This is a genomic window from Qipengyuania qiaonensis, from assembly GCF_019711515.1.
GTDB lineage: Bacteria > Pseudomonadota > Alphaproteobacteria > Sphingomonadales > Sphingomonadaceae > Qipengyuania > Qipengyuania qiaonensis.
On the sequence record NZ_JAIGNO010000002.1, the window covers coordinates 18,437 to 45,047 of the forward strand.

Here is a 26,611-nt window from a genome sequence, read left to right on the forward strand (position 1 = left end):
CCCATCCGCTTAAGCCCGCGGCCGTGCCATGCCGCACCCGACTAGCCCATCGCGTGGGCGGCCAGCGCGTCGCGGTCGGGGATGCGGATCGTGCCGTAACCGCGCTCTACCAGTCGCCGCTGCTGCAGCTCGCGCAAGGCGGCATTGGCGGTGGCGCGGGTCACGCCCAGCAGGTCGGCCAGTTCCTGCTGGGTGATGGTGACGCCCGCCGGGCCGGGCGCCTCGCCCGCCATGGTCGCCAGCAGACCCGCCAGCCGCTCCGGATTGGTCCCGCGCCGCAGACCGGCCAGGATCGACAGCGTGTCCTGCAACTGCTCCGACAGCGCGCCGAGCAGGGCGCGGCTCGACGCCGGATAATTGCCCAGCGCGTCGAGGAAGGGCTTCGCCGCGATCAGCCGCAACCGGCTCTCGCCGCGCGACAGGGCATCGACGATGCGCGGCTTGCCCGAGAATACCGCCAGCTCGCCATAGGAATCGCCGGGGCCGAGCAGGGCGACCGCGCGGAACTCGCCATCGGGCAGGAACTGGCCGACGCGCACCGCGCCGTGCTCGATCAGCCAGAAGCCGTCGGCCTTGTCGCCGCGCTGCTGGATGATCTGCCCGTCGGCGAATTCCCGTGCGCGCGAGATGCGGATCAGATGCGCCTGCAAACCGCTGTCGAGCGCCGAAAACAGCATCGGCGTGACCAGCGATCGGCGCGTCGCAGTCAATTGTACAATTCTTGACATTCCTCGATTCGCGTAGCCGCTATGCAGGAAATCGACAAGTTCGCACCGGGAGGAGAGAGGACCCATGCCCGCAACGACCATCGCCATCGTCGCGATCTATATCGGCTTCGCCCTGCTCGAATTATGGCGCAGCAATCTGTTCGCCAAACCCGAACAGACCCGCGATGACGGAATCGTGGAAGCGGTCAGCATCGTCGTGCTGCTCGGCATCACCCAACCGGTCGTGCTGTTCGCCTCGGCCGCGCTGGCGGGGACGATCGCACCGGACTATGCCGGCGCGCTGGCCGGGCTGAATATCTTTGCCGCAATCGCGCTGTTCCTGCTGCTCGACGACATGATGCAATATTGGTGGCACCGCGCCGCGCACACTTTCCCCTGGCTCTACAACCTGCACCGCCCGCATCACAACGCGCGCTACATGAGCGTGCGGCTCGTCTACCGGAACAATCTGTTCTACTATGCGATGATGCCCGGCATCTGGCTGTCGGGCGTGCTGATCTATCTCGGTCTCGGCTGGGTCTATGCGGGCTATATCGTGGTCAAGCTGGCGGTGATTACCGGCGCGCATTCCGACCTTCCCTGGGACCGGCCGCTCTATGCGATCACGTGGCTGTCACCCGTGATGTGGCTGGTCGAACGCACCATCTCGACGCCCGCGACGCACCATGCACACCACGGCCGTCACGCGAGCGACCCGGCGGTCCATTACAAGGGCAATTACGGGAACCTGCTGTTTTTCTGGGATATATTATTCGGTACAGCGAAGATCACCCGCTCCTATCCGCAGAGCTACGGAGTGGAAAACCTGCCCGAAACCTCGCTCGGCGAACAACTCGCCTGGCCCCTTTTCGGCAGCATTCCGAAGGAGCGGGATTCCGGCAGACCGGTCGGAGAGGGGACGGCGCAAACCGCCGCCTGACGGGGGCGCACCGGTCGGGTTCGGAGAGGCCTGGCCGGTGCATCTCGCATCAGCCCTCGAACTGCGTGTCCAGCGTGATTTCGGCATTCAGCAATTTGGAGATCGGACAGGTCGCCTTGGCCTCGGCGGCCAGTTCCTCGAACTTTGCCCGATCCATCCCAGGCACCCTGCCCTTGGTCGACAGCGCCGATTTCGTGACCGTGAAACCGTCGTCGCCTCTCTCCAGCGTGACCTCGGCACTGGTGGTCACGCTGCCGTCGCTGAAGCCTGTCTCGGCCAGCTTGAAGGACAGCGCCATGGTGAAACAGCTGGCATGGGCTGCTGCAATAAGTTCTTCCGGATTGGTGCCCTTGGCATCCTCGAAGCGGGTGTTGAAGCCGTAGGGCTGATCGTCGAGCGCCCCCGATCCGGTCGATACATGGCCTTTGCCGTCCTTGCCAAACCCTTCATAGGTCGCACTGCCGCTATTGGTGGTCTTCATGGAAAAACTCCTTTCGGGAGGGAGACGTCCCGACAGGAGCGATGTTCCACCGGCTCACGAAAACGCGTGGTCAGTCGTCACGGACGCGGCGCCTTTCGCCTCGCCGTTCGCGACGCTGGTCGCGTCGCGCCTCGCGGCGAGCGTTCTGTCTGGCCTGTTGCCGGACCTCCTGTCGGGCCGCGCGCCGGTTGTCGCGCCGCGCTTCCTGCCGGGCATCTCGGCGGGCATCGCGCCGTGCTTCTTGGCGGGCGTCACGACGTGCGTCCCTACGCGCCTCCTGGCGAGCGTCTCTGCGTATGTCGCGGCGATACTCCCTGCGTACCTCCCGGCGCTCGGCCCGCCGTTCCCAACGATTCCAGTTGTCGCGGATATGGCGCCGGTCGCGAATGGCGGCGCGGCGCGCCTGCCAGTAACGGCGCTGACGATCAGTCCAGCGATGCGCCCGTCGGTCCCGATCGTAAACGTAATAGCCCGTTCCCGGGTAGTAGTAATTGTCGTACCAGCCGTAATAGCCGTCATCGTAATACGGATCGCCGTAATAACTTGCGCTGGCGACGCCATATCCGTCATAGCCGGTGCTGCATGCGCCGAGCAGCGTGGTCGTCGCGGCGAGCGCGATTGCGGTCCTCTTCGAAAGTCCCATCCCATAATCTCCTCAACCGTCTGGAGATTGTCTAGAAAGGGTGCGTTGAACCGGCTCTGAACCTCTGGTCAGGCGGGGTTCATGGCTACGATGCGGCGATCAGATAATCCCGACCGCTTTTCCCGCAGCCTCGAAAATGCCAAGGATTTCCCTGACTTCCTCCTCGCTGTGTTCGGCGCATAGCGAACAGCGCAGCAGCGTCATGTTGGCGGGCGTTGCCGGGGGTCTTGCGAGGTTCACGTAGAGCCCGCCCTTGATCAGCGCCTCCCACATTGCTGCGCCCTGTTCGAGATCGGGCATGATCACCGCGATGATCGCGCTTTGCGGCTCCGCTGTGCCGAGCTGGAAGCCGAGCTCGCGCAGACCCTTGTGGAGGGTCTTGGAATTCTCCCACAGATGCGCCCGCTTGTTCGACCCCCGCATCAGCTTCCGGATGCTTGTTTCCGCGGTCGCGACCACGCTGGGCGGCAGCGATGCGGTAAAGACGTAGGGGCGACAGACCAGCCGCATGATCTCGAACTTGGGGTGGTTCGATACGCAGAAGCCGCCCACCGTGCCGACGCTCTTGGAGAAGGTGCCGATGATGAAATCGACATCGTCGATCACGCCCGCCTGCTCCACCACACCGCGGCCGTTTTCGCCGATGAAGCCCATCGAATGCGCTTCGTCGACCAGGACCATGGCGCCGTATTTCTTGGCGACGGCGACCATTTCCTTCAGCGGCGCGATATCGCCCAGCATCGAATAGACGCCTTCGAGCACGACCAGCTTGCCCGCGCCCTCGGGGATGCGCTTGAGGCGCTTTTCCATCGCCTCGATATCGTTGTGCTTGAACGGCACGACTTCGGCATTGCCCATCGCGCAGCCATCCCAGATGCTGGCATGGCTATCGATGTCGAGGACGATGTAATCGCCCTTGCCCGCGATCGTGCTGATGATTCCCAGATTGGCCTGGTATCCGGTCGAGAAGACCATGGCGTGATCCATGGCGTAGAAGTCCATCAGCGCCTGCTCGACTTCCTTGTGCCCCTGGTACGTCCCGTTGAGCACGCGGCTGCCGGTTGTGCCGCTGCCGAAATCGGACAATGCCTGCCTGCCCGCTTCGACCACGTCGGGGTCGAAGGTCATGCCCATGTAGTTGTAGGTGCCGAGCAGGATCGTATCGCGCCCGTTGCAGATCGCGCGGGTGGGCGAGAGGACTTTCTCCATGACCAGATTGAACGGATCCTCGACCCCGGTGGCGAGAATGCCTTCGCGCAGGGCGATCATGTCGTCGAACTTGGAGAAGAGATCCTTCCCTTCTCCGTCGATATCCTCGGGCCGGTCCGGCTGGATGATGCCTTCGCTCATCAGTCGGCCTGCAGCTTGGTGACGGCATCGACCAGCTGGCCGTAATTCTCGATCTCGGCCTGCTGGTTCATCGAAATGATGATGTCGAACTCGTCTTCGATCTCGGCGACGAAATCCATCACGGTCAGGCTGTCGAATTCGAGGTCGTTGGCGAAGGTCGTGTTTTCCGTGATCGTGACGCCCTTCTTGTTGAAGGATTCGGCCAGTTCGCGGATTTTGGTGTCGACTGCGCTGCGGTCCATTTCGGGGTCCAGTTCTCTATCATGGTGCGGCCTGCATGGTGCGGACCGTGCGTCAATGGCGCGGCAAAGCGGTTTGTTGGGCCGCTTGTCAAGCGCAGCTATTCGGGAAGCAGGGCGCGCACGGCCGCCATGAAGGGCCCTATCGACACCGGCTTGGCCAGATAATCGGCGGCCCCGGCATCGCGAATCCGTTCCTCGTCACCCTTGCCGGCATAGGCGGTCACCGCCAGCACGGGGACTTCGGCCAGGTCGCCTTCGCCCTTGAGTTTCACGATCAGATCGATCCCGCTGACATTGGGGAGCTGGATATCCATGATCACCAGATGCGGCTGGAAGCGCTTGGCCGTGCCCAGCACGTTCTGCCCGTCGGCCACGGGCACCACTTCATATCCGTTTGCCTTCAGCACGTCACAGAACAGCTTACGATTGAGATCGTTGTCCTCGACAACGAGGATTCTGTTTGCCACTTGGCGGCTCCTTCGCGAATGCGCGAGGGCCATATGGAAAAGCGGGAGCGCTGACAATTATTCGCGATGAAACGACAGGTGCGGGCGAGCAAAGAGCGCCGGAAGTGCTGGCACTGGAGGCGCTCGGCTGGGCGCTGGCCGATGACCGGCGCGCCGAACGCCTGCTATCGCTCACCGGCCTGACCCCCGACCGGCTGCGGAACGGCTTGAGCGATCGCGGCGTTCAGGCAGCAGTGCTCGAATTTCTTGCCAATCACGAACCCGATCTCGTTCTCGCCGCCGATGCGCTGAACACTACGCCGGAGGTGCTGGTCGCCGCCGCACGGGAGCTGTCCGCGTGAGCCGCCCGCTGATCATCTCCGATTGCGACGAAGTGCTGCTCTACATGGTCTCGCCCTTCCGCGACTGGCTGGCGGAAACGCAGGGCGTCGAATTCCGGATGGAAGGCAACGATTTTTCGCGGGCGCTGAGCTGGCAGGACAGCGGCGAGGTACTGGCGCCGGAAGATATCTGGAAGATGCTGGGCGGGTTCTTCGATACCGAGATGTATCGCCAGACGCCGATTCCCGGCGCGATCGAGGGTATCGGCGCGCTGCGGGAACATGCGGATGTCGTGATACTCACAAATCTCGTCGACAAGCGGCAGGAGATGCGGACCGCGCAGCTCCTGGAACATGGTCTCGATGCGCGCGTCTTCACCAATCAGGGCCCGAAGGGTCCGGCGCTGCAGGCGATCTTGGAAGAGTACCGGCCTTCGAAAGCCATTTTCATCGACGACCTTGCGCAGCACCATCGTTCCGCGCGCGAGACGATCGGAAATATCACCACGCTCCATCTCTGCGGCGAACCGCTGCTCGCCCCATATATCGATTGCGCACACACCTCCGGCCATGCCGATGCGCGGATCGATAGCTGGGACAAGGCGCTGCCATGGCTGTTGGGCGAAATCGAAAAGGAAACCGCATGAGCATCGAAGCCAAACTCGCCGAACTCGGCATCGACCTGCCGGAAGCGGCCGCACCGGTGGCTAGCTACCAACCGCTCGTGGTCAGCGGGAGCACGGCCTATATTTCGGGCCAGCTTCCCTTTGTCGGTGGCAAGCTGGTGACGGGCAAGCTCGGTGACACAGTGATGCTGGAGCAGGGGCAGGAGGCGGCCCGCGCCTGCGGCCTGATGATCCTGGCACAGCTCAAGGCGGCGGGTCTGCTCGAGCGCGTCGAGCGCGTGGTCAAGCTGGGCGGGTTCGTCGCCAGCGTGCCGTCCTTCTCCGACCAGCCCAAGGTGGTGAATGGCTGCAGCGACCTGATGGCCGAAGTGTTCGGCGAAGCGGGCAAGCATGCGCGCAGCGCGGTGGGCGTGCCGGTCTTGCCACTGGACGCCGCGGTCGAGGTCGATGCGATCGTTGCTCTCAAGCCTTGATCGCTTGTTCGTGAGGCCGCCCGAACCCGCCCGGGTCGGCTGGCTGCGCGAATGGCCCTATGCCCATCGCGGGTTGCACGGCGCCGGCGTCCCCGAAAACTCGCTCGCAGCCTTCGCGGGCGCGGTCGAGTGCGGAATGGGTATCGAATGCGATATCCAGCGCAGCCGCGACCATGCGGCGATGCTGGTCCACGATTGGGAGCTGGAGCGGCTGACCGGCGTAACCGGCCCCACGGCAGGCTATACTGCCGACGAACTGGCCCAAATCGCCTTCCTCGACAGCGAGCACAAGCTCGCGCGGCTGGACGAGCTGCTGGCATTGGCCGAGGGCCGGGTTCCGATCCTGATCGAGATCAAGTCGCGGCGCGGCTACGATGTCGAGGAAAGCTGTATCGCCGTGCGCGACGCTCTGGCTGGCTACGATGGCCGCCATGCGGTGATGAGCTTCGACCCGCGGGTGTCGCGCTGGTTTCGCGAACACGCGCCGCAGACGGTGCAGGGTCTCGTCATGCGCGAAGACGAACTCGGCCTGACGCAGAAGCTCTGGCAGCGGCATTTGGCCCTATGGCTCGCGCGGCCCGATTTTATCGCCTATCATGTCGTGGCCTTGCCCAATCCGATGATCTCTTCGCTGCGCGCTGGCGGAATGCCGGTCCTCACATGGACCGTGAATTCGCCGGAGCTGCTGGCGCATGCGCGCCTGCATGCCGATGCGCCCATCGCCGAAGGGCCGGGCGTCCCATGAGCGATGGCGGTCTCGCCGCACGCGTCGGCGGGTCGGTCGGCGCTTTCGACCGCGATCAGTGGAATGCGCTGGCAGGCGCCGACAACCCCTTCGTCAGCCATGAATTCCTGACCGCGCTGGAGGATTCGGGCAGCGTCGGGCCTGGTACGGGCTGGCAGGCGACGCCGCTGGTCATCAGCGAGGAAGACGGCCCGCTGGTCGCGGCCATGCCCGCCTATCTGAAGGGACACAGTCAGGGCGAGTATGTCTTCGATCACAATTGGGCCGACGCCTATGAGCGGGCAGGCGGGCGCTATTACCCGAAGCTCCAGATCGCGGCACCGTTCACGCCCGCGACCGGCCCGCGCCTGCTGTTGTCGGACGACGTTTTTGCCGCCCCGCTGCTGGCCGCGGCGGAGCAGCTCTGCCTGCAGAACCGGTTTTCGAGCGCTCATGCGACCTTTATCGAACCCGCACAGCAACCCCTGTTCGAAGATGCGGGCTGGATGCTTCGCGGCGATATCCAGTTCCACTGGCACAATCGCGGTTTCGACAGCTTCGACGATTTCCTCGCCACGCTTGCCTCGCGCAAACGCAAAGATCTGCGCAAGGAGCGGGCCGCCGCGCAGGCAGAAGTAGCTATCGTTCGTCTGCGCGGCGACGATATCCGATCGGAACACTGGGATGCTTTCTGGCGCTTCTATCAGGATACCGGAGCGCGCAAATGGGGTTCGCCCTATCTGACGCGTGAGGCTTTCGACCTGTTCGGCGAACGGCTGGGGAGCAGGGTTCTGTTGGTGCTGGCTTTGCAGGATGGCGATCCGGTGGCGGGCGCGCTCAACTTCGTCGGCGGCGACGCGCTCTACGGCCGCTACTGGGGCTGTGCGCGCGATATCCGCTTCCTGCATTTCGAACTGTGCTATTATCAGGCGATAGACGCGGCGATCGAGCTGGGCCTCTCCCGCGTCGAAGCGGGGGCGCAGGGCGGGCACAAGCTCGCCCGCGGATACGAGCCGGTCGAAACGGTTTCGGCACACTGGATCGCCGATCCCGGATTGCGCGAGGCGATCGAGGATTTCCTCGAACGCGAACGGGCGGGCGTCGCCGCGGATCGCAATTACCTCGCGACCCGCACTCCGTTCAGGCGGGGATAGTCGTCAGGCAGCCTGGCGGCGGCCTTCGGCCAGCCATTCGCGCGCGCGGCGCTGTGCTTCGGCGATTTCGCGGGCAGTCATTTCGTCCGCTACGTCGGCCCGACACCAGCTGGCTTCTTCATGCCCTTTCGATGCGGCGATGTTGAACCATTTATGTGCCTCGATCATGTCGCAGACCGTGCCGTGGCTGCCGGTCGAAAAGGCGACGCCGAGGTCGTAGAGCGCATCGAGGCTGCCCTGTTCGTATTTCGCGAGACAAGCGGCGACGAGCGCGCTGGCCTGCTCGCCCTGGATGATCTTGCCGTTGCCACCTTCGATACTGAAAAGCTGCATGGTCATTCCCCCAAAAAGGACCGGCAACCCCCTGCCGGACGATCCAGCTGTGCCAAGATCGCGGTCAAGAAATGGTTAACGCGATGCCAACTTTCGTGCCGTGGCTTTGAAAATTAACCTATCCGCCACGTATTTCAGGCAAATCCTCCTCTCGTCGGATTGTCGCTTGTATGCCCCGGGAGCCTTGCCTATAGGCGCGCCCATCGGGACACTGGGGTACCGGAAGCATCCGGATCCGCAGGATGGTGGTGACCGGCACGATCGAATTTGCAGGATGAGAGGGTCCTCAATGGCCTCTGTGGCAAGCGACAAAGAACAACTGGCCAAGGCACGCGCGGCGGTCGGTGATAACTACGTTCCCGGCGACGACGAAGAATATATGAACGAGCGGCAGCAGGAATATTTCCGCATACTCCTGCTCGACTGGAAGAAGTCGATCCACGATGCCGCCGGCCAGACTCTGCAATCATTGCAGGACGGCCCGATCCGCGAGCCCGACCTCAACGATCGCGCCTCGTCGGAAACCGACTGGGGGATCGAGCTGCGAACGCGCGACCGCCAGCGCAAGCTGATCTCCAAGATCGATTCCGCTTTGCGTCGTATCGATAAGGGCGAATATGGCTGGTGCGAGGTGACGGGCGATCCCATCGGCCTCAAGCGCCTTGTTGCGCGTCCTGTCGCCACCATGACGGTGGAGGCGCAGGAAGCGCATGAGCGCAAGGAAAAGATTTCGCGCGACGATTGACCGTCCGCTTTCCCAATTCTTAAGGTCTGGACCTTAACCTTCTCTCCATTGTGAACCGGCCCCGGTCGGTGCCGAGACAAGCACACAGGGGTATCAAGAACGTCATGTCCTCGCTCGATACACGTAATGTCGCGCGTGACAGCCTTTTCCTGTTCGCGGAGCTGACGTTGGAAGGTCTGCCGCAGGCGGCCCGGGTGAAGGTGCGGAATCTTTCTGCGGGCGGAATGATGGCCGATGCGGGCGGCCTGGAGGTGTCCCGCGGGGATCGGCTCACGGCCGAACTGCGCACAGTAGGCAGCGTCAAGGGAAGCGTCGCCTGGGTGCAGGGCGAGCGCATCGGAATCGCTTTCGAGACTGCGATCGATCCGGCTGTCGTGCGCGCCCCGATCGTGACGGATAATGATTCCCCGCGTTACGCTCGCCCCGTAATCGCATCCCCGACGCATGGGGATCATCCGGTCCGCAGCATCTGAAAAATGGCTTGCTGACGGGGGGAGCACGCGCTGCTAACCGTCACCCATGCGCGCCACCTTCCTCGCTTTCCTGTCGGTACTTATGGCTGCATGCAGCGCGGGCACCGACGATGGCGTAGTCGATGTCGCCTTTATTGCCGAGCCGTCGGAACTCGATTCGGATGGTGTTCGGCTGGGCAATGCCGGCCAGCACGTCCGCGCTGCGCTGTCGACCGGTCTGGTCCGCATAGATCCGCGTGGCCAGGTCGTCCCGGGCGTCGCCGAACGCTGGATAGTGACCGATGGCGGGGCCAGCTATATTTTCCGGATCAACGAGTTCGACCTTGCCGACGGGACGCCTCTGACCGCGCAGGCAGTGCGCGATGCGCTCCAGCGGCGCGTGCGCGAGCTGCGCGCCACTTCGCTGGGCTTGGATCTCGCCAAGATCCGCGACATCCGCGCAATGACCGGGCGCGTTATCGAAATCCGGCTGACCAGCCCGATGCCCGATTTTCTGCAGCTGCTGGCCCAGCCCGAACTGGGGATCGACCTCGGCAGCCGGAGTGCTGCGCTCATGGCTCGGGATCCGGGAGACGAGGGTTTGCTGCTTGCCGCGCTGCCGCCGGAGATGCGCGGTCTGCCCGAACAGCCCGGTTGGGAAGATGCAGTGCGCGAAGTGCGCGTCCACGCTGCCGGAGCGGAAGAAGCGGTCGAAGGGTTTGCCCAGGGACGGTTCGACCTTGTGCTGGGCGGCCGGTTGTCCGCCCTGCCGCTGGCCAGCACGGGGCCGCTGTCGCGCGGGAACGTGCGTCTCGATGCGGCGATCGGCCTTTTCGGTCTCGATGTAAGCGAGCCGAAGGGCTTTCTCGGCGTTCCGGAAAATCGCGAGGCTCTGGCGATGGCCGTCGATCGGCAGGGCTTGATGCAACCATTCAATATCGGCGGCTGGTTCGCGTCGACGCGGATCGTCCCGACCGCGCTGTCGACCGCAGCCGAACCGCCGGGCGAGCGCTGGGCGACGCTCTCGCTCGAACAGCGGCGGAGCGAAGCCCGCCAGCGCGTTGCCCAGTGGCGTGCGGCGAGCGGGCGGGATCCGCAGGTCGGCATTTACCTGCCACCGGGTCCCGGATCCGACCTGCTGTTCGAAGGGCTGGCAGAGGACTTCGCCGTTATCGGCGTCTCGGCCACTCGCAGCGACGCCCCGGCCGCTGCCGACCTCGTCCTGCGCGACCGGGTAGCACGCTATGCTTCACCGCGCTGGTTCCTCAACCAGTTCCAGTGCGGCATCAGCGCGGCGCAATGCAGCGAGGATGCCGACTACCTGGTATCGCTGGCACTCGACGCGCGCGATTCCGCCGAAGAGGCATCCTATCTCTATGAGGCCGAGAGCACCCTGCTTGCGACCAATCTCTACATTCCGCTCGGCGCGCCGATCCGCTGGTCGATGGTGCGCGCCGATATCGAAGGCTTCAGTGAGAACCCGTGGAACGTGCATCCCTTGTTCCCGCTTTCCCGCGCCCCCATTTAGAGAGGGATGGAGCAACAGAACCAGCCGCGCCCGATGGCGTTCGAACTGCCGACCGGCACCGATCCCGTTTCGATTCGCAAACGGATCGAAGCGATGGAGTACGTGCTCGAACGCAGCCTGGTCATTCCCGGCACCAATTATCCCATCGGCCTCGACACGATCGTCGGCTTCGTCCCAGTCCTCGGCGATATCGTGACCGCGGCCATGGGCGCTTACATCGTCTGGGAGGCAAAGAATCTCGGCCTCCCGAAATGGAAGCTGTGGCGCATGGCCGGCAATATCGCGGTCGATAGCGCCATCGGCGCGGTGCCGATTGTCGGCGATGCCTTCGACGTGGTCTATCGCTCCAACACCAGGAACCTGCGCATCGTCCGCAAGCATCTCGACAAGCACCACCCGCATACGCGGGTGATCGAGGGGTAGTTTCATCGACGGGCTTTGCGCGCTAGGGCAGCGCGCATGGCCAGCGACGTCACCTATTCCAGCTATCTCGACCTCGATCGCATCCTCGCCGCGCAGCATCCCGCGTCCGAGGCGCATGACGAGATGCTTTTCATCATCGTCCACCAGGCCAGCGAGCTGTGGCTCAAGCTGTGCCTGCACGAACTGTTCGCCGCGCGCGAATGCATCCGGGAAGACCGGCTGCGCCCCTCGTTCAAGATGCTCGCCCGTGTGGCCCGCGCGCAGGGGCAGCTGATCCAGAGCTGGGACGTACTCAGCACCATGACGCCGCACGATTATTCGACCATTCGCCCGCATCTGGGCGGGTCGAGCGGGTTTCAGAGCGCGCAGTACCGGATGATGGAATTCCTCCTTGGCGGGAGGAAGCCGGACATGGTCACCATGCACGAAGCCACGCCCGTGGTGGCCGGGGAACTGCGCGAGGAACTGGCGCGCAAGTCGATCTATGCCGAGGCGATCGCGCTGTTGGCGCGCCGCGGCTTCGCCATTCCCCAGGATGTGCTCGATCGCCCGGTCGGCGAACCCTGGGCGCATTCGCCCGAGGTCGAGGCTGCCTGGGCCGAAATCTACCGCGATCCCAGGGAATACTGGGATCTCTACGAACTGGCCGAAAAGCTGGTCGATCTCGAATACCATTTCCAGCGCTGGCGCTTCGGCCACCTCAAGACGGTCGAACGGATCATCGGCTTCAAGAAAGGCACCGGCGGCACGCCGGGCGTGCCCTATCTGGCGGGCGTGATGAAGGCTGCCTTCTTCCCCGAACTGCTTAGTGTGCGGACCGCGATATGAGCAGCTGGCGATCTGGGCGGCGGATATGGGATATTTCCCAGACCCTGCGCCCCACCAATGAGCAACGGGGCCTGCCGGTCTGGCCGGGCGATACCGCATTCGCTTTCGAGCGGACGTGGAAGATGGAGGACGGTTCGCCGGTCAATGTCGGGCGGATGACCATGTCCACCCATTCGGGCACGCATGGCGATGCGCCGCTGCATTATTCCGAAACCGCCGCCGATATCGCCCGTGTCGAACTCGATCCCTATATCGGAGAGTGCCTGGTCGTGGATGCCACCGGCGTAAGCGGAGGGAGCATCTCCGTCGGCGACCTGCCGCACCTCGATAGTGTGGATCGCGTCCTGTTCCGCACCTTCGCGCGCTTCCCGCATGACGCGTGGGACAGCACATTCACCGCCATCGAAGCGGATACAATCCGCTGGCTCGCGCTGCAAGGCGTGAAGCTGGTCGGCACCGATGCGCCGAGCGTCGATCCGCAGGAATCGAAAACGATGGACGCGCACAAGGCCGTGCTCGAACACGATATGCGCATCCTCGAAGGGCTGGTGCTCGACGATGTCCCGGAAGGGCGGTACGAACTGATCGCACTGCCGCTCAAGATTGCGGGCGGCGATGCCGGATTGTGCCGCGCGATCTTGCGGGAACTGCCGGATGCTTGAACGTGCACGCATCCTGGACGAGGGCGACCCGCTGAAGGAGTATCGCGAGCGTTTTCTCGTGCCCGAAGGCGTGATCTATCTCGACGGCAATTCGCTCGGCTGCCTGCCCCGGGCGACGCCCGCGCGGTTGGAGCAGGTCGTGCGCGAGGAATGGGGCAGCGATCTCATCCGTAGCTGGAACAGCGCAGGCTGGATCGACCTGCCCGCCAGAGTGGGCGCGAAGATCGCCCCGCTGATCGGCGCGCAGCCGCACGAGGTGATCGCCTGCGATTCCACCAGCGTGAACCTGTTCAAGCTGATCTCCGCCGCACTGGCCATGCGCCCCGGGCGCAAGGTCGTGCTCAGCGAACCGGGTAACTTTCCGACCGATCTCTACATGATCGAAGGGCTGGCGAAGCAGGGCCTCGCCGAACGCCGGCTGGCCCCGCGCGAAACCATCGCCGATGCGCTGGGCGCCGATGTCGCGCTGCTCATGCTCACCCACACGCATTACAAGACCGGCGAATTGTTCGACATGGCGGCGCTGACCAGGGCGGCGCATGCAGCGGGCGCGCTGGTGCTGTGGGACCTGTCGCATTCGGGCGGCGCACTGCCAGTCGACCTGAACACCTGCGAGGTCGATTTCGCCGTCGGTTGCGGCTACAAATATTTCAACGGCGGCCCCGGCGCGCCAGCCTATGCCTTCGTGGCCGAGCGGCATCAGGAGGCGGCGCAACAGCCCCTGACCGGCTGGATGGGGCACGCTGCACCCTTCGCCTTCAGCGACGATTATGCACCCGCTGCCGGGATCGACAGGATGCTGTGCGGCACGCCCCCGATCCTCGGCCTCGCCGCGCTGGAGGTGGGCGTCGACCTGATCGCCGAAATCGGCGTCGAGCGCCTTTACGCGAAATCGCAGGCGCTATCCGAATTCTTCCGCCAGTGCCTATCGGAAAGCGGCATTCTAGCCCTCTCACCTTCAGGGGAGAGGGTTGGGAGAGGGGAGAATGAGCCAACGCAGCACGACTCCCCTTCCCCCCAACCCCCTCCCCTGAAGGGCAGGGGGAGTGCGCTCGATCTCGCCAGCCCAACCGACCCCTCTCGCCGCGGCAGCCAGCTCTCTTTCCGCCATCCCGACGCCTACGCCATCTGCCAGGCCCTGATCGCGCGCGACGTCATCGGCGATTTCCGCGATCCCGACATCCTCCGCTTCGGCTTCGCCCCCGCCTATCTGCGTTTCGAAGACATGGTCGAAGCCGCGCGGCATCTGGCAGAGGTGCTGGCGAGCGGCGAATGGCAGAAGACGGAGTTCAGCGAGCGGGCGATGGTGACCTGACATCCGCTAGTGGGGTAGAAAGCGGACCTGAGCTTCAGCCTCAGTCCGCAGGTCCCGTTTGCAACATCGCTCCAACGGTTGTTCGCAGTTCATTCGCGAACGCGCTATCGACCTTGGTCATTATCTCCGTGCCGAAGATGCCGTGAAAGGTGGGAGCCGATACTGAGTGATAGTTCACCGCCCCGAGAAGCTGGATGACCGTGGCGAGTATGCTCTCGTGGCCAGCTTGCGACCATCCTGGCACGGCTCGCAACATGGCAATCAGTTCCTCTAGGAAAGGTTTCAGATACCAAATTCCCGCTGCTTGTGCCCGAGCGCGGTTATCAAGAATTTCCCGCATTAGCAGCCTTGTCCGATCCACCTTGGTGGGCGTGTCGGCAATCATCGCTACGAGATAATCGGTAAATTGTTCTGCCGGATCATCGCTGGCCCCCACTTCTGATCGCAGCGTCGTTAGCTCCTCTGCGATCTGCCCAAGTACAGCTCCGTAGAGTTTTTCCTTGGTCATGAAGTAGTGCAGCACGCCCTGTTTGCTCAGCCCCAGAGCTTTCGCCACCTGAGCTGTGCTCACTCCATAGAAGCCCTTTTCGGCAAAAAGTGCTCGCGCGCAGATCAGGATGCGTTGGCGTGTCAACTCAGCCTGTTCCGCCCTGCTTGCCATGATCCGGCCATTGACACCTACTTAGTGGTAGGTCAAATACCTACCTATAGGTAGGCAAGGCGGGAGGCGTTGATGGAACGCTTAATCGAACTCGAACTGATCGACGAATTGCTCGAACTCAAAGCTGCCAAATCACCCTTTCTCGATGAGCAGGTCGTTCTCAGTCCTGTCGAGAATTACCTGAGCGACGAGCAGTTCAAACGTGAGCAGATGGCGATCTTCCGGCGATTGCCGCATTCGCCTGCACATTCGAGCGAACTTGATGGTGCGGGTGCATTCCTACGGTGCGAGGTCTCGGGCCTGCCAGTGCTGTTGACGAGGGACAAACAAGGTGTCGTGCGCGCATTCCTCAATGTGTGCCGCCATCGCGGCGCGCGTCTGGTGGAAGAGGACGCTGGCTGCAAACATCGCTTCACCTGCCCTTATCACGCCTGGACCTATGTCAGTTCTGGCGAGCTAATCGGTGCACCGCATTTTGAGAGCGGCTTTGAAGGTGTCGATAAGTCCAAGATCGGTCTGAAGGAGTTGCCCACCAAGGAAGCATACGGATTGATCTGGCTTGTTCCTGATCCCGGCGGCACGTTCGATTTCGATGATTACTTCGCTCCTATGGCTGACGAGATAGAGAGTCTGGGCATGGCCAATATGGTGATCGCGGCGGAAGATCGGATTGAGAGCGCGGCAAACTGGAAGATCATCGTCGAAGGCGGAATCGAGGCTTATCATTTCCGGATCGCTCATCGCGCCACAATCGGACCCTACTTCGAGGACAATCTGTCCAGTTACCGTGCCTATGGTCCGCACATGCGATCAGTTCTTCCGCGTACCAGCATGGCTTCGCTCAGCGATGAAGATCGCGAGCAATGGCGTGTGCGCGATCACGCCAATGTGCTTTATACCTTGTTTCCTACAACCCAACTGTTGGTGCAGCAGGACCACGTCGTGTGGATTACCAGTCAGCCTACCGGCCCCGGGCAGACGGGACTGAGGCTTGTCACTCTGGCTCCCAAGAGCGGGCCTTTGGCTGAAGGCAAGGATGACGCCTATTGGCGGCACAATCACAAAATCACGATGATGACTCTCGAAGAGGACTTTGAGATCGGCGAAGGTATCCAGGCAGGTCTGGCATCCGGCGCCAACGATGTACTGACTTTCGGCAGGTTCGAGGGCGCTCTCGATCAATTCAACCGCACCATTGATGACTATCTCGCGAAAAGCGAGGCAGCATGATCGACACGCGTTTCAATCCACCGAACGGCGGCCTTGTGCCGCATATGCGCATTACTCTGGTGAGTGAAGGTGACGGTTGGCTCGAAGCCAAGATGGAGATTGGCCCGGTCCACCTTCGCTCCGGTGCCAACGCACTGCACGCGGCAAGTGTGGTTGCGCTTGCGGACTCTGTGTGCGGGTTTGCGGCGGGCAATGCTCTACCGATTGGAGCAAGGGGCTATACCACCGTCGAGCTCAAATCGAATTTCGTTGGCACTGCGAGCGACGGCACACTCATTGCTCGTTCGTCAGCTGCACATCTTGGGCGCAGCACGCAGGTATGGGACTCCATTGTCACTCACGAACAAACTGGACGGAAGATCGCCTTCTTCCGGTGCACTCAGATGATTCTGTACTGAGACGGATTGATGTGCGTTATTGGGGTCGCGAAGCGACATTAGGTTAAAGCTGTCCTACATCGCCCGATCCGTGCCATCCCGGCAGAATGCACCGTGCTTTGCCTTATCCCCTACTCAACCCGAAAGCAGTCCATCCACCCTCCGGCTTTTTAGCCCTTGGACAGTGTAACAGGCGGTCCATGTGTCAGCTGCAGGTCCGCGAAGCTGAACGAATCACTCCTCCAGTTCGATGTCCCAGTAGAGCCAGTCGCGCCAGGTTTCGTGGAGGTAGTTGGGCGGAAACATCTTGCCATGCTGTTGCAATTGCCAGTGCGTCGGCCGGATCGGCTCGGCATAGAGGTGCATGCCGGCCTGTTTCGGCGTGCGGCCGCCCTTCTTCATGTTGCAGGGCGCGCAGGCGGTGGCGATGTTCTCCCACGTGGTCTTGCCGCCCAGCCGGCGGGGGACGACATGATCGAAGGTGAGGTTGTGCATGTCGCCGCAGAACTGGCAGGAAAAGCGGTCGCGCAGGAACACGTTGAAGCGCGTGAAGGCGGGAAACTCGCTCGGCTTCACATACTGCTTCAGCGCGATCACGCTGGGGATCTTCATATCGAGCGAGGGGGAGTGGACTTCCCGGTCGTAGGTCGCGATCACGTCGACCCGGTCGAGGAAGATGGCCTTGATCGCGGTCTGCCACGGCCACAGGCTGAGGGGGTAGTAGGAAAGCGGAGTGTAATCGGCATTGAGAACGAGCGAAGGACACGACTGCAGATTGCGAGTCGGATCCTCGGCGGTACTTCGGAACCTTGCGGCCCGTTCCAGCAGTTCGGCCTTGAACACGTCCGGCGTTCCTCCCCGATAGCGGTGAAAATGCACTTGCAAGGAAAAGCGTCAAGCCTGTTACACACACACTATCCACAAGCTTATCCCGCGAGTCGCGACATATTTGACTCACCTCGCATCCGTTATTGCGAGCCTCTGCAGGAGGCGCGGCAATCCATGGCGATGGATGTGAGGTTCGGCGCCATGGATTGCTTCGTCGCTTCGCTCCTCGCAATGACGGGGCAATGGTAGTTACCCGCTTCGCTCCCAGCCCCAACGGCCCGCTGCATCTCGGTCATGCCTTCTCGGCTATCGTGGCGCATGATCTGGCGCGCGAGGCGGGGGGGCGCTTCCTGCTGCGGATCGAGGATATCGACGGCCCCCGCTCGCGGCCCGAACTGGCGGACGCGTTCCGCCGCGATCTCGAATGGCTGGGCCTCGAATGGGACGAGGTGCCGGCGCAATCGACGCGGCTCGACACCTATGAAGACGCAGCGCGTGGCTTGCTCGAACGCGGCTATCTCTATCCCTGCACCTGCACCCGGGCGGAGATCGAGGCGCTGGAGCCGCGGCTGGGATCGCAGGGCACGATCTATCCCGGCACCTGCAAGGGCCGCCTGCTCGATCCGGCCAGGCCCGCCGCGCTGCGGCTCGACGTCGAACGGGCGATGGCGGATAGCGGCGAGCTGGTGTGGGAGGACGAACTGGCCGGCCGCAAGGTGGCCTATCCGCGCGAGGCGGGCGATGTCGTGATCGTGCGCAAGGATGCGCCCGCCAGTTACCACCTCGCCGCGACGCTCGACGATGCGGCGGACGGGGTGACGCTGGTGACGCGCGGGGCCGACCTCTTGCCGGCGACGGATATCCACCGGCTGCTTCAGGCGCTGCTCGGCCTGCCCGTGCCGCGCTGGCATCACCACGGCCTGCTGCTGGACGGGAGCGGGCAGAAGCTGGCCAAGCGGCGGGGCTCTCCTTCGCTGGCGGACCGGCGCGAAGCGGGCGAGGATGGGCGTGCCCTCGCCGCGCAACTGCGGGCGGGCGAATTCCCCGCTGGCATTACGCTGGCGAGTGCCTAGATAGGACGGGTTATGACTACCTTCCTCACTATCCTCCTCGTTATCCTCATGGTTCTCGTGGTCGCCTCGCTCGTTCGCGGGATCGTGGCCTTCCTGAAAAGCACCAAGATCGATCTCGAAAGCGGTGAGCAGACCGACGCGACCGAAATGCAGTTGCTGCAGAACAAGATGATGTTCGCGCGCATCAAGTATCAGGCGCTGGCGGTGGTGGTGGTCGCGGTCATCCTCGCCATCGCGAACTGACCGGTACGGGTCGCAGCGTGGTCAAGCTCAACAAGATCTATACCCGCACCGGCGATGACGGGACCACCGGCCTCGTCGACGGGTCGCGCCTGCCCAAGCACGATGCCCGCATGGAGGCGATCGGCGCGGTGGACGAGGCGAACTCCGCGCTCGGCCTGGCGGCGGTTGCGCTTGTCGAGAGTGAGTGGGCGGAGCCGCTATACCGGATTCAGAACGACCTGTTCGACCTTGGCGCGGATCTGGCGACGCCGGCTGCCGAGGACGACGATTTTGCGCCCTCGGAGATGGTCCTCAGGGTCGTATCCGCTCAGGTCGCATGGCTCGAACAGGCGATCGATGGCGCCAACGCGCGGCTCGAACCGTTGACCAGCTTCGTCCTGCCGGGCGGGAGCGAGGCTGCTGCGCGCCTCCATGTCGCCCGCGCCGCCACCCGCCGCGCCGAACGCGCGATGACGGCCATGGCCGCCTCCGTACCCACCAATCCGCAGGCGCTGGCCTATATCAACCGCCTGTCGGACTACCTCTTCGTGCTCGCCCGCGTCGCCAATGACGACGGGCGCGCCGATGTGAAGTGGATACCCGGCGCCAACCGTTGACGCCACGCTAGCCAGCGCAGATCGTCTTCGCTAGTGCACGCGCTTTGCTGCACATGCGAAGGGAAGTTTCGATGAACACAACGGTCGCCATCATCGGTGCGGGCCAGATGGGCTCCGGCATCGCGCAGACCGTGGCCGCGCACGGCATGGACGTGTTGCTGGCCGATGTCAGCCTGGACGTGGCCGAGAAGGCCCATGCGGGGATCGACAAGGCGCTCGGCAAGCTGGTCGGCAAGGGCAAGATCGAGATCGCCGATGCCGAAGCGACGCTGGGGCGCATCGTCCCCATCGGCGATTATGCCCCGATGAGCGACGCCGGCCTGATCATCGAAGCCGCAACCGAGAAGGAGGAGATCAAGAAGGCGATCTTCCAGAAGGTCGGCGACATGCTTGCCGCCGATGCGATCATGGCCTCCAACACCAGTTCGATCCCGATCACCCGCATGGCGAACTACGCGCCCGATCCGGCCCGTTTCATCGGGCTGCACTTCTTCAATCCGGTACCCGTGATGAAGCTGATCGAGGTCATTCCCGGTCTCGCCACAGCGCAGATGACGACCGACCGCACAACCGCCTTCGCCGAAAGCCTCGGCAAGGAAGTGGTCCTCTCGCAGGACGAGCCCGGCTTCGTGGTCAACCGCATCCTGTTGCCGATGATCAACGAGGCCATCTTCGTGCTCGGCCAGTCGACCGCCGATATCGAAGACATCGACAAGGGCTGCCGTCTCGGCCTCAACCATCCGATGGGGCCGCTGCAACTCGCCGATTTCGTCGGGCTCGACACCTGCCTCGACATCATCATGGTGCTCTACAAGACCACCCGCGATGCCAAGTACCGCCCGGCGCCGCTGCTGGTCAAATATGTCGAAGCCGGCTGGCTCGGCCGCAAGACCGGACGCGGTTTCTACGACTATTCGAACGGCGAACCGGTGCCGACCCGGTAGGAACCGCGTGCCGGCGCCATCCGTTGATCTCACAAAAGGAGATTAGACGATGAGTACCCCCCAGGACATGGCGCCCGAAACCCATAACGACGAGCAGGACGACGAGCGCAACCAGGCCCAGACCGTCAGCGCGCAGGCGCAGGCCACGACCAGCGAAACCTCGTCGCCGACCGAAAGTTCGAAGGGCAAGAATACAAGCGGCCTGATGAACGATTCAACGCAGGATACGGTCGATCACATGCGCGACATGGAAAGCTCGGGCCGCATCGACATGAATGCCTATCGGGGCGAGGATAATCACGACGATAACGAGGACAAATACGGCGAGGCCGCAAAGGTCGATCCGGATTTGCTGTCCGATGGAAGCTAGGGTGCGATAGCTCCGTCGTTGAGGATCCACAGCCCGGCGATCAACAGGACGGATCCGGCAGCGACGGAATAGGCGAGCACGCGGAAATTCGGGGTCGAAATCGCTTCGAACTTGTGCGTCTCGAGCCGCTCCAATGTGCGGCAGGCGCGTTTCTGGGCAGTGATGGCGAGCCAGGCCCCGGCGAGGATGAATACCGTGGCGATCGCCTTGGCGAGCCACGGCGGATCGAAGGCGCCGAAGACGGCCTTGAAACCCAGTCCGATACCGATGGCGGCGAAAGCGGTGCGCATCCATCCGGCAAAGGTCCGTTCCATCGCCATGATATTGCGATCTTCGGCAAGGTCGGTGCGCAGTTCGGCCCATTCGGTCGACTTGTCGGAATTGTCCGGAGGATCGTCCTGCGCCATGCCGAAACAATGGACAGGCATCCGGTGAGGTTCCGTCTCTATTCCACCGGGGCGGGCGGCGAGCTGTCGACCACGATCGAGGACGGGGCGGCAATCGGATCGGTCGAGACGAGCGGTTTGGCATCGTTGATGAGATGACTGTCGTCGACCGGGCTCGGCTGGACCGGCTGGGGATCGACCGCTCCTGAACTATCGGACTGCGCGTACCACGAAGAGAGGCCGGAATCCTCTCTGGAAGCGGTCGCCGGTGAACTGTCGAAACGTTCGACTGGAGAAGGCAGCTGAGCGACATCGGCAGTCGTGCCCGGGGGCGAGCCAATTTCGGCGAGGTCCCCGATAACGCCCGGGTCCTCCTCGCCTCCGACAAGGATCGTGACCAGCACGAGAAACACCCCGATCGCAATAAGCTTCTTGCCCTGACCGAAGAACGTGTTTCCCGCCATGCAACTAGCTTAGCACGCGCGCGTTAAACCTTGGTTTCTCCCGATTCGGCCTTGAGTTCGTACAGTTTTTCGAGCGCTTCGCGCGGGGATAGCGCGTCGATATCGAGAGTCCGAAGAGCATCGCGCAAGCTGTCGCTCTCCTTCTCCTCGGCCTGTGCCGTAGCCGCAAACAGCGGCAGCTCGCCAAGGCCCGCTGCCAGTCCACCGGTTTGCTCGCGCCCCTTCTCGAGCTTGTCGAGCACGGCTTTGGCACGCTTCAGGACGGGCGCGGGCACACCGGCCAGCTTGGCGACGGACAGGCCATAGCTGCGATCGGCAGCACCCCTGGCCAGTTCATGCAGCAGGACGAGATCGCCTTTCCATTCGCGCGCACGGACGTGGTGGAGGCTCAGCGCGTCGCAGGTATCGGCGAGGCGGCTCAGCTCGTGGTAATGCGTTGCGAACAGACAGCGGCATTTCAATTGCTCGTGCACCGCCTCGACCACGGCCCAGGCCAGCGCCATGCCATCATAGGTGCTGGTGCCGCGGCCGACCTCGTCGAGGATGACGAAGCTGCGTTCCGTAGCCTGCGACAGGATTGCCGCAGTCTCCACCATCTCGACCATGAAGGTGGACCGTCCGCGCGCGAGATTGTCGCTCGCACCGACGCGGCTGAAGAGCCTGTCCGCCAGCCCGACCCGTGCGCTTGCCGCCGGGACGAAGCTACCCGCCTGCGCCAGCAGCATGATCAGGGCGTTCTGGCGCAGGAAGGTCGACTTCCCGCCCATGTTCGGGCCGCCGATCAGCCACAATCTGTCATCTGGCTGCAGTGTGCAGTCATTGGCCACAAAACGCTCACCGATCTTCGCCAGCGCCTGCTCGACCACCGGATGCCGTCCGCCGTCGATCTCGAGGCAGGGCTCGTCGCGCATTTCGGGCCGGGTCCAGTCGCCCTCGACCGCACGTTCGGCCAGCGCCGCGCAGACGTCGATCCGCGCCAGCGCAGCGGCCGTCGCTGCAATCGTTTCGCGTGCGGCGACCACCGCGCCCACCAGTTCCTCGAAATGCGCATCTTCCGCCGCCAGCGCATGCGCCCCGGCCTCGGCGATCCGGGTCGCCTCCTCGTGCAGGCCCAGCGAATTGAAGCGCACCGCGCCGGCCATGGTCTGGCGATGCGTGAAGCCACTATCCGCTGCCATCAGCTTGTCGCCATGCTTCGCCGGCACTTCGATGAAATAGCCGAGCACCTTGTTGTGCTTGATCTTGAGCGAAGCCGTGTCGGTTTCCTCGCGGTACTTCGCCTCGAGCGCGGCGATGGCCCGCCGCGCATTGCCACTGGTTTCACGCAAGGCGTCGAGCGAATGATCGTAGCCGTTCGCAATGAAGCCGCCCTGACCCCGTTCGGTCGGAGGCGAGGACACGAGCGCGCGGGCGAGATGGTCCACCAGCGCGGCATGACCGCCCAGCGCGTCCGTCATGCGGGTCAACAGTTCGGGCATGTCGTTACTGACGGACAGCATCTCGCGCACCCGGCGCGCCTCCGACAGGCCATCGCGGATCTGGCCGAGATCGCGCGGGCTGCCGCGCCCTGCCACCAACCGTCCCAGCGCCCGCCCGATATCGGGCGCCTGCCGCAATACGCCGCGCAGGTCTGCGCGGAGCAATGGCTCGGCATGGAAGTGATGCACCGCCGCCAATCGCGCTTCGATGGCACCACGGTTGGCGAGGGGCGCGGCAAGATCTTCCGCCAGTTGACGCGCTCCGGCACCGGTTACGCAGCGATCCACGCACGCAATCAGGCTGCCGGCGCGCTCGCCGCTTTGCGCCTCGAGAATTTCGAGGCTTGATCGGGTCGCCGCGTCCATTGCCAGATGCGCTTCGCTTCCGCGCGCGACCGGCGGCAGCAGGAAGGGTAGTGTCCCGCGTCCGGCATGGTCGAGATAGGCGATCAGTCCGGCCGCCGCCGCTAGCATCGGCCGGGTGAAATTGCCGAGCCCGTCGAGCGTCGCGATGCCGTGAATGTCCTTCAGTCGTGCTTCGCCCGTCTCGCTGCGGAAATCCGCCCGCGGACGCGCGATGACGTCTTCGGGGGCGTCCTCCCAGTCTTCGGGTACGACGATCTCGCTCGCGCCAAGCCGCGCCAGTGCCGCATCCAGAGCGTCCGGCGCGCATTGCTCCAGTTCCATCCGGCCGGTGGAAATGTCGCAGGCGACCAGACCGATGCCGTCGCGTACCGGGGCGATCGCGACCAGCAAATTCGCTCGCCGCGGTTCGAGCAAAGCTTCCTCAGTCAGCGTGCCGGCCGTGACGAAGCGGACGATATCGCGCGCGACCAGCGCTTTCGATACGGGCGCGCCTTCACGTTTCGCCCGCTCCCTTGCCTCGTCGGGCGTTTCGGTCTGCTCGGCGATGGCGACGCGGCAACCGCCCTTGATGAGACGCGCCAGATAGCCTTCTGCCGAATGTACCGGGACGCCGCACATCGGCACCGGCTCTCCTTCATGTTCGCCGCGCGATGTCAGCGCGATGTCGAGCACACCGGAGGCCACCCTGGCATCGTCGAAGAACAGCTCGAAGAAATCGCCCATCCGGTAGAACAGCAGCGCATCGCCGGCTTCGCGCTTCAGCGCGAGATATTGCTGCATCATCGGGGTGGGCGTGTCGGCCATGCTGCGGGCCTAGCGATGGCCGCGACGATTCGGGAGTCGGTGAAGCCAGCCTTTCCCCTATGACTTCGCTGCGCAAGCCGTTAGGGGCGGGCACCGCAAGACAAGGGAACGCCGATGGCCGACGAGAAATCCGCATTCACTACCCGCGAAGCGCTGTTTTATCACGAGACGATCCGCCCCGGTAAGATCGAGATCATTGCTTCGAAGCCGATGGCCAGTCAGCGCGATCTCAGCCTGGCCTATTCGCCCGGCGTGGCGGCTCCGGTGGAAGCGATTGCGGCCAATCCCAAGGATGCGGCGCGTTACACCGCGCGCTCCAACCTTGTTGCGGTCATATCGAACGGCACGGCGATCCTCGGCCTGGGCAATCTGGGGGCGTTGGCTTCAAAGCCCGTCATGGAAGGCAAGGCGGTGCTGTTCAAGCGCTTCGCCGATGTCGATTCGATCGACCTCGAACTCGACACCGAGGATCCGGAAAAATTCATCGAGGCGGTCGCGTTGATGGAGCCGAGCTTCGGCGGGATCAATCTGGAAGACATCGCCGCGCCCGAATGCTTCATCATCGAACAGGCCCTGCGCGAACGGATGAACATTCCGGTCATGCATGACGACCAGCATGGTACCGCGATCATCTCTGCCGCCGGGCTCATCAATGCCTGCCACCTTACGGGGCGCGACCTGAAAGACGTGAAAATGGTGGTCAACGGCGCGGGCGCCTCCGCGCTCGCCTGTACCGCGTTGATCAAGGCCATCGGTGTGCGCCACGAGAACGTCATCGTCTGCGACCGCTCCGGCCCGATCTATCCGGGCCGCGACAATGTGGACCAGTGGAAGAGCGCCCATGCGGTGGAAACCGAGGCGCGCAGCCTCGAAGAAGCGCTGGAGGGCGCCGACGTCTTCCTCGGACTTTCGGCCGCCGGTGCGCTGAAGCCGGAATGGGTCGAGAAGATGGCCGACAAACCGATCATCTTCGCCATGGCTAACCCGACCCCGGAAATCATGCCCGAAGATGCCAAGGCAGTCCGCCCCGATGCGATCATCGCCACCGGACGCAGCGACTATCCCAACCAGGTCAACAACGTGCTAGGCTTCCCCTTCATCTTCCGCGGCGCGCTCGACGTGCAGGCGACTGCGATCAACGAGGAAATGAAGATTGCCGCGGCGCATGCCATCGCCAAGCTGGCCCGCGAACGCGTGCCCGACGAGGTCGCCGCCGCCTACGGTGTCAGTCACCAGTTCGGTGAGGAATACATCATCCCGGCGCCTTTCGACCCGCGGCTGATGGAAGTCGTGTCCAGCGCAGTGGCAAAGGCGGCGATGGACAGCGGCGTCGCGGAGGCGCCGATCGAGGACTTCGACGCCTATCGACTGGCGCTGAAGATAAGGCTCAACCCGACCACTGCAGCGCTGACCAACATCTACGAGCAAGCCAAGGCCAGCCCCAAGCGGATGGTCTTTGCCGAGGCGGAAGAGGACGTCGCGCTGCGTGCGGCCATCCAGTATCGCGAATTCGGCTATGGCGAGCCGATCCTTGTCGGCCGCACCGAAAAGGTGCGCGAAAAACTGGTCGAGCTGGCTGTCGACGATCCCGACGACTGGATCATCGAGAACTCCGCCGTGTCGGACAAGATCCCGGCGATGGTCGGCTATCTGTACAAGCGCCTGCAGCGACGCGGCTATACTGAGCGCGACGTCGGACGGATGGTCAATCAGGAACGCAACGTCTTCGCCGCACTGCTGGTGGCACTCGATCATGGCGATGCGATGATCTCGGGTCTGACCCGCACGTTCAGCCAGACCGCCCGTGAGATCGGCCGTGTGCTCGATGAAAAGCCCGGCGCAGTGCCGTTCGGCGTTCACATGATGATCGGCAAGAATCACACGACCTTCCTTGCAGATACGACCATCAACGAACGGCCCACGGCCGAACAGCTGGCGCATATTGCGCGCGAGACGGCGGCAGTCGCACGACGCATGGGGCATGAACCGCGCGTCGCCTTCCTGTCCTATTCGACCTTCGGCAACCCGTCGGGCCAGTGGCTCGCCAATATCCGCGATGCGGTGGCCCTGCTCGATGCGGATGACACCGTGGCGTTCGAATATGAAGGCGAAATGGCGCCTGATGCCGCGCTCAATCCCAAGGTCATGGCGCTTTATCCGTTCAGCCGCCTGTCGGGTCCGGCCAATGTGCTGATCATGCCGGGTCTGCAATCGGCCAATCTCTCGGCCAAGCTCCTGCGCGAACTGGGTGGGGAAACCACGGTCGGACCGATGATGATCGGCATGGGAAAGCCGGTGCAGATCGCCCCGATGACCTCGATCGCACCCGATATCCTGACGCTGGCGGTGCTCGCGAGCGCGGGCGTGCTCGGCTGACG

The 26,611-nt window shown here is 63.5% G+C and carries 33 protein-coding genes; 21 read left to right on the plus strand and 12 right to left on the minus strand.

Annotation, left to right across the window (positions count from 1 at the left end; all coding sequences use genetic code 11):
• Positions 1-41: 41 nt before the first annotated feature.
• The gene (locus tag K3174_RS03005; protein ID WP_221555443.1) at positions 42-728 is read right to left on the minus strand and encodes a Crp/Fnr family transcriptional regulator; all 687 of its coding nucleotides are present in this window, start codon (positions 726-728) and stop codon (positions 42-44) included.
• 64 nt (positions 729-792) lie between these two features.
• Here K3174_RS03005 and K3174_RS03010 point away from each other — a divergent pair, with 64 nt between their 5' ends.
• Complete coding sequence (locus K3174_RS03010) at positions 793-1,647, plus strand: sterol desaturase family protein (RefSeq protein ID WP_221555444.1); 855 nt, start codon at positions 793-795, stop codon at positions 1,645-1,647.
• 49 nt (positions 1,648-1,696) lie between these two features.
• On the opposite strand, the gene K3174_RS03015 is transcribed toward K3174_RS03010, so the two are convergent.
• The 5 genes from K3174_RS03015 to K3174_RS03035 form a co-directional block, all read right to left on the minus strand.
• Entirely contained in the window at positions 1,697-2,128 is a 432-nt protein-coding gene (locus K3174_RS03015) for an OsmC family protein (protein ID WP_221555445.1), read from the minus strand.
• Between the two features lie 70 nt (positions 2,129-2,198).
• Positions 2,199-2,771: a hypothetical protein gene (locus K3174_RS16775; protein ID WP_247711859.1), complete on the minus strand. Its 573-nt coding sequence runs from the start codon at positions 2,769-2,771 to the stop codon at positions 2,199-2,201.
• Positions 2,772-2,870: 99 nt separating this feature from the next.
• Positions 2,871-4,121 carry a serine palmitoyltransferase gene (gene spt / locus K3174_RS03025; RefSeq protein ID WP_221555446.1) on the minus strand — a complete coding sequence of 417 codons (1,251 nt, stop codon included), beginning with the start codon at positions 4,119-4,121 and terminating at the stop codon, positions 2,871-2,873.
• On the minus strand, positions 4,121-4,363 hold the full coding sequence (locus tag K3174_RS03030) for an acyl carrier protein (RefSeq protein ID WP_221555447.1): 243 nt from the start codon (positions 4,361-4,363) through the stop codon (positions 4,121-4,123). Before K3174_RS03030 ends, spt begins: the two co-directional genes overlap by 1 nt.
• Positions 4,364-4,461: 98 nt before the next feature.
• Entirely contained in the window at positions 4,462-4,830 is a 369-nt protein-coding gene (locus K3174_RS03035; protein ID WP_221555448.1) for a response regulator, read from the minus strand.
• 104 nt (positions 4,831-4,934) lie between these two features.
• Here K3174_RS03035 and K3174_RS03040 point away from each other — a divergent pair, with 104 nt between their 5' ends.
• From K3174_RS03040 to K3174_RS03060, 5 genes are read left to right on the plus strand one after another with little or no spacing between them, the layout of a single operon-like run.
• On the plus strand, positions 4,935-5,171 hold the full coding sequence (locus K3174_RS03040; RefSeq protein WP_345719573.1) for a DUF3572 family protein: 237 nt from the start codon (positions 4,935-4,937) through the stop codon (positions 5,169-5,171).
• Positions 5,168-5,797 (plus strand): HAD family hydrolase, encoded by a 630-nt coding sequence (locus tag K3174_RS03045; protein ID WP_221555449.1) that lies wholly within the window; start codon positions 5,168-5,170, stop codon positions 5,795-5,797. The genes K3174_RS03040 and K3174_RS03045 overlap by 4 nt, the downstream gene beginning before the upstream one ends.
• Positions 5,794-6,249: a RidA family protein gene (locus K3174_RS03050; protein WP_221555450.1), complete on the plus strand. Its 456-nt coding sequence runs from the start codon at positions 5,794-5,796 to the stop codon at positions 6,247-6,249. The genes K3174_RS03045 and K3174_RS03050 overlap by 4 nt, the downstream gene beginning before the upstream one ends.
• The gene (locus tag K3174_RS03055) at positions 6,224-6,994 is read left to right on the plus strand and encodes a glycerophosphodiester phosphodiesterase family protein (RefSeq protein ID WP_221555451.1); all 771 of its coding nucleotides are present in this window, start codon (positions 6,224-6,226) and stop codon (positions 6,992-6,994) included. The genes K3174_RS03050 and K3174_RS03055 overlap by 26 nt, the downstream gene beginning before the upstream one ends.
• Complete coding sequence (locus K3174_RS03060) at positions 6,991-8,127, plus strand: GNAT family N-acetyltransferase (protein WP_221555452.1); 1,137 nt, start codon at positions 6,991-6,993, stop codon at positions 8,125-8,127. Before K3174_RS03055 ends, K3174_RS03060 begins: the two co-directional genes overlap by 4 nt.
• Before the next feature lie 3 nt (positions 8,128-8,130).
• Here K3174_RS03060 and K3174_RS03065 read toward each other — a convergent pair whose 3' ends face one another.
• Positions 8,131-8,460, minus strand: coding sequence for an SEL1-like repeat protein (locus K3174_RS03065; protein ID WP_221556518.1), 330 nt, complete (start codon positions 8,458-8,460; stop codon positions 8,131-8,133).
• 289 nt (positions 8,461-8,749) lie between these two features.
• Between K3174_RS03065 and dksA the strand changes: the two genes are divergently transcribed.
• The 7 genes from dksA (at position 8,750) to kynU (ending at position 14,413) form a co-directional block, all read left to right on the plus strand.
• Positions 8,750-9,205, plus strand: a complete 456-nt coding sequence (dksA, locus tag K3174_RS03070) for an RNA polymerase-binding protein DksA (protein ID WP_221555453.1) — start codon at positions 8,750-8,752, stop codon at positions 9,203-9,205.
• 68 nt (positions 9,206-9,273) lie between these two features.
• A complete protein-coding gene (locus K3174_RS03075; protein ID WP_345719574.1) occupies positions 9,274-9,678 on the plus strand; it encodes a PilZ domain-containing protein in 405 nt (134 codons plus the stop codon).
• 46 nt (positions 9,679-9,724) lie between these two features.
• Complete coding sequence (locus K3174_RS03080; RefSeq protein ID WP_221555454.1) at positions 9,725-11,185, plus strand: ABC transporter substrate-binding protein; 1,461 nt, start codon at positions 9,725-9,727, stop codon at positions 11,183-11,185.
• 6 nt (positions 11,186-11,191) lie between these two features.
• The gene (locus K3174_RS03085; RefSeq protein ID WP_221555455.1) at positions 11,192-11,608 is read left to right on the plus strand and encodes a DUF4112 domain-containing protein; all 417 of its coding nucleotides are present in this window, start codon (positions 11,192-11,194) and stop codon (positions 11,606-11,608) included.
• A 36-nt stretch (positions 11,609-11,644) separates the two neighbouring features.
• Positions 11,645-12,436: a tryptophan 2,3-dioxygenase gene (locus K3174_RS03090; protein WP_221555456.1), complete on the plus strand. Its 792-nt coding sequence runs from the start codon at positions 11,645-11,647 to the stop codon at positions 12,434-12,436.
• On the plus strand, positions 12,433-13,098 hold the full coding sequence (gene kynB / locus K3174_RS03095) for an arylformamidase (RefSeq protein ID WP_221555457.1): 666 nt from the start codon (positions 12,433-12,435) through the stop codon (positions 13,096-13,098). The genes K3174_RS03090 and kynB overlap by 4 nt, the downstream gene beginning before the upstream one ends.
• On the plus strand, positions 13,091-14,413 hold the full coding sequence (gene kynU, locus K3174_RS03100; RefSeq protein WP_221555458.1) for a kynureninase: 1,323 nt from the start codon (positions 13,091-13,093) through the stop codon (positions 14,411-14,413). Before kynB ends, kynU begins: the two co-directional genes overlap by 8 nt.
• Positions 14,414-14,453: 40 nt before the next feature.
• Here the strand turns inward: kynU and K3174_RS03105 are convergent, their stop codons facing one another.
• Positions 14,454-15,074: a TetR/AcrR family transcriptional regulator gene (locus K3174_RS03105; RefSeq protein WP_221555459.1), complete on the minus strand. Its 621-nt coding sequence runs from the start codon at positions 15,072-15,074 to the stop codon at positions 14,454-14,456.
• A gap of 108 nt (positions 15,075-15,182) precedes the next feature.
• Here K3174_RS03105 and K3174_RS03110 point away from each other — a divergent pair, with 108 nt between their 5' ends.
• Positions 15,183-16,304, plus strand: a complete 1,122-nt coding sequence (locus K3174_RS03110; protein WP_221555460.1) for an aromatic ring-hydroxylating oxygenase subunit alpha — start codon at positions 15,183-15,185, stop codon at positions 16,302-16,304.
• Entirely contained in the window at positions 16,301-16,702 is a 402-nt protein-coding gene (locus K3174_RS03115; RefSeq protein WP_221555461.1) for a PaaI family thioesterase, read from the plus strand. The genes K3174_RS03110 and K3174_RS03115 overlap by 4 nt, the downstream gene beginning before the upstream one ends.
• 213 nt (positions 16,703-16,915) lie before the next feature.
• On the opposite strand, the gene K3174_RS03120 is transcribed toward K3174_RS03115, so the two are convergent.
• The gene (locus tag K3174_RS03120; protein WP_221555462.1) at positions 16,916-17,524 is read right to left on the minus strand and encodes an HNH endonuclease; all 609 of its coding nucleotides are present in this window, start codon (positions 17,522-17,524) and stop codon (positions 16,916-16,918) included.
• A gap of 227 nt (positions 17,525-17,751) precedes the next feature.
• Here K3174_RS03120 and gluQRS point away from each other — a divergent pair, with 227 nt between their 5' ends.
• The 5 genes from gluQRS to K3174_RS03145 all read left to right on the plus strand — a co-directional run bounded on the left by gluQRS (position 17,752) and on the right by K3174_RS03145 (position 20,735).
• Positions 17,752-18,582, plus strand: a complete 831-nt coding sequence (gluQRS, locus tag K3174_RS03125; RefSeq protein ID WP_221555463.1) for a tRNA glutamyl-Q(34) synthetase GluQRS — start codon at positions 17,752-17,754, stop codon at positions 18,580-18,582.
• Positions 18,583-18,594: 12 nt separating this feature from the next.
• Positions 18,595-18,825, plus strand: a complete 231-nt coding sequence (locus tag K3174_RS03130) for an HIG1 domain-containing protein (protein ID WP_221555464.1) — start codon at positions 18,595-18,597, stop codon at positions 18,823-18,825.
• A gap of 17 nt (positions 18,826-18,842) precedes the next feature.
• Complete coding sequence (locus K3174_RS03135; protein ID WP_221555465.1) at positions 18,843-19,421, plus strand: cob(I)yrinic acid a,c-diamide adenosyltransferase; 579 nt, start codon at positions 18,843-18,845, stop codon at positions 19,419-19,421.
• A 71-nt stretch (positions 19,422-19,492) separates the two neighbouring features.
• Positions 19,493-20,365: a 3-hydroxyacyl-CoA dehydrogenase NAD-binding domain-containing protein gene (locus K3174_RS03140; protein ID WP_221555466.1), complete on the plus strand. Its 873-nt coding sequence runs from the start codon at positions 19,493-19,495 to the stop codon at positions 20,363-20,365.
• A gap of 49 nt (positions 20,366-20,414) precedes the next feature.
• Positions 20,415-20,735, plus strand: a complete 321-nt coding sequence (locus K3174_RS03145) for a hypothetical protein (RefSeq protein ID WP_221555467.1) — start codon at positions 20,415-20,417, stop codon at positions 20,733-20,735.
• Here the strand turns inward: K3174_RS03145 and K3174_RS03150 are convergent.
• The 3 genes from K3174_RS03150 to mutS are packed head-to-tail and all read right to left on the minus strand — an operon-like array spanning position 20,732 to position 24,233.
• Positions 20,732-21,163: a YidH family protein gene (locus tag K3174_RS03150; RefSeq protein ID WP_247711861.1), complete on the minus strand. Its 432-nt coding sequence runs from the start codon at positions 21,161-21,163 to the stop codon at positions 20,732-20,734. The genes K3174_RS03145 and K3174_RS03150 overlap by 4 nt on opposite strands.
• 17 nt (positions 21,164-21,180) lie before the next feature.
• Complete coding sequence (locus K3174_RS03155) at positions 21,181-21,585, minus strand: hypothetical protein (protein ID WP_221555468.1); 405 nt, start codon at positions 21,583-21,585, stop codon at positions 21,181-21,183.
• Positions 21,586-21,608: 23 nt separating this feature from the next.
• Entirely contained in the window at positions 21,609-24,233 is a 2,625-nt protein-coding gene (gene mutS / locus K3174_RS03160; protein WP_247711862.1) for a DNA mismatch repair protein MutS, read from the minus strand.
• A gap of 114 nt (positions 24,234-24,347) precedes the next feature.
• Here mutS and K3174_RS03165 point away from each other — a divergent pair, with 114 nt between their 5' ends.
• Positions 24,348-26,609 carry an NADP-dependent malic enzyme gene (locus K3174_RS03165; protein ID WP_221555469.1) on the plus strand — a complete coding sequence of 754 codons (2,262 nt, stop codon included), beginning with the start codon at positions 24,348-24,350 and terminating at the stop codon, positions 26,607-26,609.
• Positions 26,610-26,611: the final 2 nt, after the last annotated feature.

Bases quoted from the DNA above. Each gene is read 5' to 3' on its own strand.
- spt (WP_221555446.1), bottom strand. From the start codon at position 4,121: ATGAGCGAAGGCATCATCCAGCCGGACCGGCCCGAGGATATCGACGGA.
- K3174_RS03015 (WP_221555445.1), bottom strand. From the start codon at position 2,128: ATGAAGACCACCAATAGCGGCAGTGCGACCTATGAAGGGTTTGGCAAG.
- dksA (WP_221555453.1), top strand. From the start codon at position 8,750: ATGGCCTCTGTGGCAAGCGACAAAGAACAACTGGCCAAGGCACGCGCG.
- K3174_RS03055 (WP_221555451.1), top strand. From the start codon at position 6,224: ATGCGATCGTTGCTCTCAAGCCTTGATCGCTTGTTCGTGAGGCCGCCC.
- K3174_RS03140 (WP_221555466.1), top strand. From the start codon at position 19,493: ATGAACACAACGGTCGCCATCATCGGTGCGGGCCAGATGGGCTCCGGC.
- K3174_RS03090 (WP_221555456.1), top strand. From the start codon at position 11,645: ATGGCCAGCGACGTCACCTATTCCAGCTATCTCGACCTCGATCGCATC.
- K3174_RS03145 (WP_221555467.1), top strand. From the start codon at position 20,415: ATGAGTACCCCCCAGGACATGGCGCCCGAAACCCATAACGACGAGCAG.
- K3174_RS03080 (WP_221555454.1), top strand. From the start codon at position 9,725: ATGCGCGCCACCTTCCTCGCTTTCCTGTCGGTACTTATGGCTGCATGC.
- K3174_RS03065 (WP_221556518.1), bottom strand. From the start codon at position 8,460: ATGCAGCTTTTCAGTATCGAAGGTGGCAACGGCAAGATCATCCAGGGC.
- K3174_RS16775 (WP_247711859.1), bottom strand. From the start codon at position 2,771: ATGGGACTTTCGAAGAGGACCGCAATCGCGCTCGCCGCGACGACCACG.
- K3174_RS03060 (WP_221555452.1), top strand. From the start codon at position 6,991: ATGAGCGATGGCGGTCTCGCCGCACGCGTCGGCGGGTCGGTCGGCGCT.
- K3174_RS03105 (WP_221555459.1), bottom strand. From the start codon at position 15,074: ATGGCAAGCAGGGCGGAACAGGCTGAGTTGACACGCCAACGCATCCTG.
- K3174_RS03030 (WP_221555447.1), bottom strand. From the start codon at position 4,363: ATGGACCGCAGCGCAGTCGACACCAAAATCCGCGAACTGGCCGAATCC.
- K3174_RS03150 (WP_247711861.1), bottom strand. From the start codon at position 21,163: ATGCCTGTCCATTGTTTCGGCATGGCGCAGGACGATCCTCCGGACAAT.
- K3174_RS03155 (WP_221555468.1), bottom strand. From the start codon at position 21,585: ATGGCGGGAAACACGTTCTTCGGTCAGGGCAAGAAGCTTATTGCGATC.
- gluQRS (WP_221555463.1), top strand. From the start codon at position 17,752: ATGGTAGTTACCCGCTTCGCTCCCAGCCCCAACGGCCCGCTGCATCTC.
- K3174_RS03005 (WP_221555443.1), bottom strand. From the start codon at position 728: ATGTCAAGAATTGTACAATTGACTGCGACGCGCCGATCGCTGGTCACG.
- K3174_RS03130 (WP_221555464.1), top strand. From the start codon at position 18,595: ATGACTACCTTCCTCACTATCCTCCTCGTTATCCTCATGGTTCTCGTG.
- K3174_RS03165 (WP_221555469.1), top strand. From the start codon at position 24,348: ATGGCCGACGAGAAATCCGCATTCACTACCCGCGAAGCGCTGTTTTAT.
- K3174_RS03115 (WP_221555461.1), top strand. From the start codon at position 16,301: ATGATCGACACGCGTTTCAATCCACCGAACGGCGGCCTTGTGCCGCAT.
- kynU (WP_221555458.1), top strand. From the start codon at position 13,091: ATGCTTGAACGTGCACGCATCCTGGACGAGGGCGACCCGCTGAAGGAG.
- K3174_RS03050 (WP_221555450.1), top strand. From the start codon at position 5,794: ATGAGCATCGAAGCCAAACTCGCCGAACTCGGCATCGACCTGCCGGAA.
- kynB (WP_221555457.1), top strand. From the start codon at position 12,433: ATGAGCAGCTGGCGATCTGGGCGGCGGATATGGGATATTTCCCAGACC.
- K3174_RS03010 (WP_221555444.1), top strand. From the start codon at position 793: ATGCCCGCAACGACCATCGCCATCGTCGCGATCTATATCGGCTTCGCC.
- mutS (WP_247711862.1), bottom strand. From the start codon at position 24,233: ATGGCCGACACGCCCACCCCGATGATGCAGCAATATCTCGCGCTGAAG.
- K3174_RS03085 (WP_221555455.1), top strand. From the start codon at position 11,192: ATGGAGCAACAGAACCAGCCGCGCCCGATGGCGTTCGAACTGCCGACC.